The 6,200-nt window shown below is 44.0% G+C and carries 4 protein-coding genes; 2 read left to right on the forward strand and 2 right to left on the reverse strand.

Annotation, left to right across the window (positions count from 1 at the left end):
- Positions 1-104: 104 nt before the first annotated feature.
- Positions 105-2,453 carry an excinuclease ABC subunit UvrB gene (gene uvrB, locus RDO37_RS03805; protein WP_374045302.1) on the forward strand — a complete coding sequence of 783 codons (2,349 nt, stop codon included), beginning with the start codon at positions 105-107 and terminating at the stop codon, positions 2,451-2,453.
- A gap of 215 nt (positions 2,454-2,668) precedes the next feature.
- On the opposite strand, the gene RDO37_RS03815 is transcribed toward uvrB, so the two are convergent.
- Positions 2,669-3,232: a UPF0149 family protein gene (locus RDO37_RS03815; RefSeq protein WP_027939648.1), complete on the reverse strand. Its 564-nt coding sequence runs from the start codon at positions 3,230-3,232 to the stop codon at positions 2,669-2,671.
- Between the two features lie 524 nt (positions 3,233-3,756).
- Between RDO37_RS03815 and suhB the strand changes: the two genes are divergently transcribed.
- Positions 3,757-4,563, forward strand: a complete 807-nt coding sequence (suhB, locus tag RDO37_RS03820) for an inositol-1-monophosphatase (RefSeq protein ID WP_027939647.1) — start codon at positions 3,757-3,759, stop codon at positions 4,561-4,563.
- A gap of 210 nt (positions 4,564-4,773) precedes the next feature.
- Here the strand turns inward: suhB and RDO37_RS03825 are convergent, their stop codons facing one another.
- The gene (locus RDO37_RS03825; protein WP_308498164.1) at positions 4,774-6,003 is read right to left on the reverse strand and encodes a hypothetical protein; all 1,230 of its coding nucleotides are present in this window, start codon (positions 6,001-6,003) and stop codon (positions 4,774-4,776) included.
- Positions 6,004-6,200: the final 197 nt, after the last annotated feature.

Raw genomic sequence — 6,200 nt, forward strand, 5'->3', positions numbered from 1 at the left:
GTGGTAACAGGCAAGAGCGGTGTTTATCATGTGAAAGATAATCTTTGGGCAACTTATGGTGCCTGGTTTGATGTTGGGCTTTAGATAGGTCTAGGAAAACACAGATGGCAAGAAAACATGGTTTTGAGCTCGTTGCTCCTTTTGCCGCAGCAGGCGATCAAGTAACTGCAATTGATGCTCTGGTCAAAGGTTTAGAGCGTGGCGATAAAGCTCAGACTTTGCTTGGTGTAACTGGCTCAGGCAAGACCTTCACCATGGCTAATGTGATTGCTAGACTCAATCGCCCAACCATGATCCTGTCTCACAATAAGACCTTAGCGGCGCAGTTATATGGTGAGATGCGTGAGTTTTTCCCAAATAACGCGGTTGAATATTTTGTCTCTTACTACGACTACTATCAGCCTGAGGCTTACGTAGCTGCCACAGATACCTTTATTGAAAAGGATGCTAAGGTTAACGACCATATCGATCAGATGCGTTTGAGTGCTACCAAGGCTCTGATGGAGCGCCGCGATACCGTTGTGGTCTGCTCAGTATCTGCGATCTACGGCTTAGGCGAACCAGAGACATATCTTAAGATGATGCTGCACGTGTCCCGTGGCGAACAGATTAGCCAGCGTGACATCATTAACCGCCTTTCTGATCTGCAGTACACCCGTAACGATGTTGATTTTGCGCGTTCGACATTCCGCGTACGTGGCGATGTTATTGATATTTTTCCAGCTGAATCCGATGGCTATGCAGTACGTGTTGAGCTGTTTGATGATGAGATTGAGCGTATCTCACGCTTTGATCCTTTAACTGGCCAAATCGAATGCGATCTGCCACGTTTTACCGTCTTTCCAAAGTCTCACTATGTAACACCTCGTGACATCTTGCTCAATGCTATTGAGCAGATCAAAGTTGATCTTAAGATTAGACGTGATGAGTTTTTAAAAGAAGGTAAGCTTCTTGAAGAGCAGCGTATTCGTGAGCGCACTCAGTATGATATTGAGATGATCAATGAGGTAGGCTACTGCTCAGGCATTGAAAACTACTCACGCTATCTCACTGGCAAAAAGCCAGGTGAGGCACCACCATGTTTATTTGATTATCTGCCTGATGATGGTCTTTTGATTATTGATGAGTCACACGTAACCGTGCCGCAGATAGGTGCCATGTATAAAGGCGATCGCTCTCGTAAAGAGAATCTTATTAACTTTGGTTTCCGTCTGCCGTCTGCCTTTGATAACCGTCCTTTACGTTTTGAAGAGTTTGAAAAGCTTCAACCTCAAACTCTCTATGTATCAGCAACTCCAGCTGATTACGAAACTGATCTGTCTACTCAGGTGGTTGAGCAGCTTATTCGTCCAACGGGCCTTTTAGACCCAATTATCGAAGTTCGTCCTGTGGCTACTCAGGTTGATGATGTGATGTCTGAGATTAGACAACGCGCAGAGCGTAATGAGCGTACTTTAGTTACTACGCTTACTAAGAAGATGGCCGAAGAGCTCACCTCATATCTTGATGAGCATGGGCTGAGAGTACGCTATATGCACTCGGATATCGATGCTGTGGAGCGTATGGACATCATTCGTGACTTACGTTTAGGCGAGTTTGATGCGCTTATCGGTATTAACCTCTTAAGAGAAGGTTTAGATATCCCTGAGGTAAGCTTAGTTGCTGTCTTAGATGCAGATAAAGAAGGCTTCTTACGTTCAACTCGCTCTTTAATTCAGACTGTTGGTCGTGCCGCGCGTAATGTTGAGGGTAAGGCCATCTTCTATGCCGACAAGATCACCGACTCCATGCGTCAGACTATGGATGAAACTGCCCGACGTCGTGAGATCCAAGATAAATACAATAAAGATCATGGTATTGAGCCAAAGCAGATTAAAAAGAAGATCGTCGATGTTATGGAGGTGGCATTAGCTCACTCAGATGCCTTTAAGGTTCCATATGAAGAGCGTGCCATGCCAACTAAAACCCGTGCTCAATGGGAAAATGAGCGCGAGGTGGATACTCTGCAAGGCACTAAGCGCGGCTATCAGGGCGATAAAGCTGCAGCTAAGCTTAAAGATCAAAAGCCAATGGATACTGCAGCAGCTACAGCAAAGGCAGCATCAAAGATGTCCATTGAGGCCTTAGGCAAGTCTGTCACCGCTGATGAAGAAAAAGCCCGCGTCATGTCCTTGCTTATTGCCTTTGTGCAGCGTGAGCAGGGTATTAATATCTCACCTGCAGTAGCTTCAGCTTTACGTGAGCTTGGCAATATTTCGCTTGGCGATCTTATGAATAATCTTGCTTCCCATCGTCGCCTGCCAAGTGCCGATGCCTTAGTTAAGGAAGTTGAGCGTATCCAAAAAGAGATGCTCGAACTCGTCCACGAGCTCAAGTTTGAAGAGGCAGCCGTTTTGCGCGATCGCATGAAGGCAATCGACCACATCCTCCTCTTACTGCCTGGCCGCGACTAAAAAGATCAAAGCAAAGCCCAAGCAAAACCACAGCTTGGCCAAAGCAGGGCCCTAGCAAGGCCAATACAAGGAAAAATGTTGAGGCTCAATAGCAATGGCGATCTAGTGGGCTAGGCTAGGTAGGATCAGATGGGGCTTGTGAGGGGAACAGATGAAGTTTAGCAAGGCTGCGCTGCTGCCTTGCTAAAAAGTAGAGAGTGGGGCAGAACTTGCGCTTATGCTTTTTCGTGACGGTGGAAGAGGGTGTAGATTTCAACAATAGTTTCGATGAACTTGTCGAACACTACATCAAAGTCATCTTCATCATAGTCTGACTCAGGATCAAGCTCTCCAACCATGGCTACCATCTCAAGATCTTCTTTTAAGATGCCATTGTTTTCAACGTAGTCAGCTTCCACAATCGAACCAACGGTTGGCTGGTTTTCACAACACATGCCTAAGTTAAAGCCGTAGGCGATCTCAGTTAAGCAGGTAATGCGGCGCTTTTGGCTTTCTTCTTTTTTAGAAGGCACAAATAATCTGAGCTTATTGTTCTTAAGCTCGCGCTCAAGCTCAATCATCATGGTGGTAAATAAAGCGATACCAGAGCCAGTTAAAGCAGTGCCGCCGTTTAAGATATCTACGGTGATCTTAAGGGCCTTTGAGTCTGATGAGCCACGACCACGTGCGATTAGGCCGAGTAAAAAGCCTTGAGTTACAGCCGGACTTTCTTCAAATGGTGCTGTCTTAAAACCAGGAACTACCTTTTGGTATAAGTCGTTGTTCTTTAATGAGTCCATTAAAACCTCGGCTGCTAGTGTTAGACGATACCCATCTGCAATTAATAAGATGAGAGTATCTTAAGATCTCATATGGCCACATTCATACTAAGAAATGCACAGGGCTTAAACAAACTTATGCAATCCTTAGCGCAAAAGAATGCCATGACCATTAGATTGTCATTAGAAAGGCAAGCTTAGCACATGCTATTGATCCTAGCAAAAGATACTCAATGCAGATAAGAAAGTTATCACCTCAAGATCGTAAGCACAGCAGTGACTAAGCACTCATCAATCTGCTAAAAGCAGTTTTCTATGTAGACCTAGGCAAGCAGTTTTTTTTACACGGTAGGCCAAAACTTAGTGTAGATGAGCACGTGTGTGCTTATAGCTATATGCTGCAGCTGGCCTGTAGATGGGCACTTTGGCGGGGATTGAGGTATTGTGCGAACTTTTTTATGAAAATAATTTAGCAAAAGTGTGAAGTTGATGCTTGCAATTTGTTAGAATAAGGCACTTTTGTTTCACCAAGAGAGCTCTTTAAAATGAATCCAATGCTGAATATCGCAGTTCGTGCCGCACGCGCTGCAGGTAACGTTATTGCTCGCAATATTGACAATGACAACTACAACATCGAGTCTAAGTTTACTGCTGACGACTTAGTAACTGATATTGACCGTGAGTGTGAGCGCACTATTGTTGACGTTCTGCGTAAGTCTTACCGTGACCACGCTATCATAGGCGAGGAGAGCGGTCTTATTGGCGATAAGGATTCAGAGTATGTGTGGATCATCGACCCAATCGATGGTACCACCAACTTCGTTAAGGGTATCCCACACTGCGCCGTTTCCATCGGTCTGCAGCACAAGGGCCGCACCATTGTTGGTGTAGTCTTCAATCCAATCACTAACGAGCTCTTTAGTGCAGCTCGTGGCGAGGGCGCTACTTACAATGGCCGTCGCATCCGTGTTAGCAAGCATCAGTCTTTAGAAGGTGCCGTAATCGGTACTGCTCTTCCTATGCGCTATCGTGAGCGTATGAGTGCTTACATGGAAGTATTCACCCGTCTTATCGACAATGTAGCTGATATCCGTCGTAGCGGCAGTGCTGCTTTAGATCTGTGCTACGTTGCTTGTGGCCGTTTTGATGGTTATTTAGAGCAGGGCTTAAAGCCATGGGACTTTACCGCTGGTGAGCTCATCTTACGTGAGTCTGGCGGTATCGTTACTGACTTTACTGGTGGTTTAGGTTTCACTACCTCTGGTAACTTAGTTGCTGGCAACCCACAGATCGTTCAGGCCTTAGTAACTAAGGTTTGCGATGGCCAAAACCTGCCTGGTATTCTGCGCTAATTAATACCGTATTTTTAGACAGTGTGCTAAGACAAAGCTTAGCAAGAGCATGAGGGTGCTAATAGAGCACGTCCCTCATCGCTACACACGCTCCTTGTGAGTCGAAACAAAAAGAGGCTACTGATGCTTACGCATCCGTAGCCCTTTGTTTTTCTACGACAGCACAAATTGCCAGAGTAGCACCTCTTTATGGGCTAACCAAGAAGCTATCTAACCAATCTCTTTTATGATCTCATCGATCAATCCTTTTACTGCTTGAGCGCTGTTTGCTGGTTTTTCGTGCTCAATGACTTCGTTATCGTAGTCAAGCAGAATGTATGAACCATTAGCAGCAAGGTAGAAGCTAACTATATGGCCTATGTATTTATCATCTACTTTGATCTTTAGATCATTCAAATACACATAGCCATCCGGGTTAACGTTTTCATTTGACACATATATTGAGCTATCTACATTAGGATCCATTTTGCCTAGCACCTGTGACTCAACGTCAAAGAGCTGTTTAGGTGTGTATTTGTCGGTTTTACCATCAATGGTGCCAGTGAATAAACGATCTGTATCGCTATACTGAGTATTCCAAGCCTCTAGAGCATTGTTAAGCTCAGCATAATCGTGTTTAACTTTATCTGTTATTTTTAACCAAACTAAGCCACTTCTTTTGACAAAGTTGCAGGCTTGATCGACAGCACCAAGTCTTTGAGTTCCTTTAGGCCTAAAAGGCTCACATTCAATATTGTATTGTTCGCAAAACCACTTAAAGCTAGGACTGAAAGAAAGATCTTCTTTGTTTGCGCCAATGCGGATAATCGAATCATTTTTTAGGCAAGCTATCTTTTTAGGAATGCCGTACTTCTTCAAACATTTTGTAGTTGCGAATAACCATGCCGAGTCGCTTAAAAACGGGCTAGCCCAGAAGAAAGTCTTGTGCGACCATGGGTAGACAAAAGCGTATACATAGATGAGATATTCGCATTCTTCATCAGCAAATTGAAATGGGGCCTCGGTTACGCTAACTTGCAGCACATCGCCCATTTCATAATTTATTGGCGGTTTAGCTTTTGCCCTCTTTTTAGCCTTAGCCTTAGCTGCTTCATCCTTTTCTTTTTGCTCTCGTGCCAAGTTTAGAAAATATCTAAGATCGCTGATGCATGTGATAAATGACTTATCTAGGCCAAATTTTTCTGGGTAGTAGTTAACTAATTCTGTTATCTCATCATAGTCGTATCCTGTGGCCTTATACGCACTAAGCATGAAGTCGCAATCACCTTGCAAAAGTTGTTCTTCAACAACTTCATATGGTGGAAAATCGCCGATATCTGAGCGTTTGATGACTTTTTCAACTTCTTCAAAAGGAATATTCAAGATCCATCCAATAACCTCAGATTCAACGCCTTTCTTGTGATACTTTAAGATCTCCTGTTTTGTCGCCTTGTCTACCATTTATTGCTCCTGATTAACCTTTGATGTTCTTATGCTATCACATGAGCTCAAAGTTCATATCATATGTGCAAAATACACGTACTTGGTCGATTTTAGGGAGTGGCTTATATAAGGCTTTTGCTATATGATTTTGACCATGGTTCTACATGATCCGGACATGTAGTTTTCTATTACGCAAGCCTCATAAGTTAACGGTA

The organism is uncultured Anaerobiospirillum sp., from assembly GCF_902485895.1.
In the GTDB taxonomy this organism is placed as follows: Bacteria; Pseudomonadota; Gammaproteobacteria; order Enterobacterales; family Succinivibrionaceae; genus Anaerobiospirillum; species Anaerobiospirillum succiniciproducens.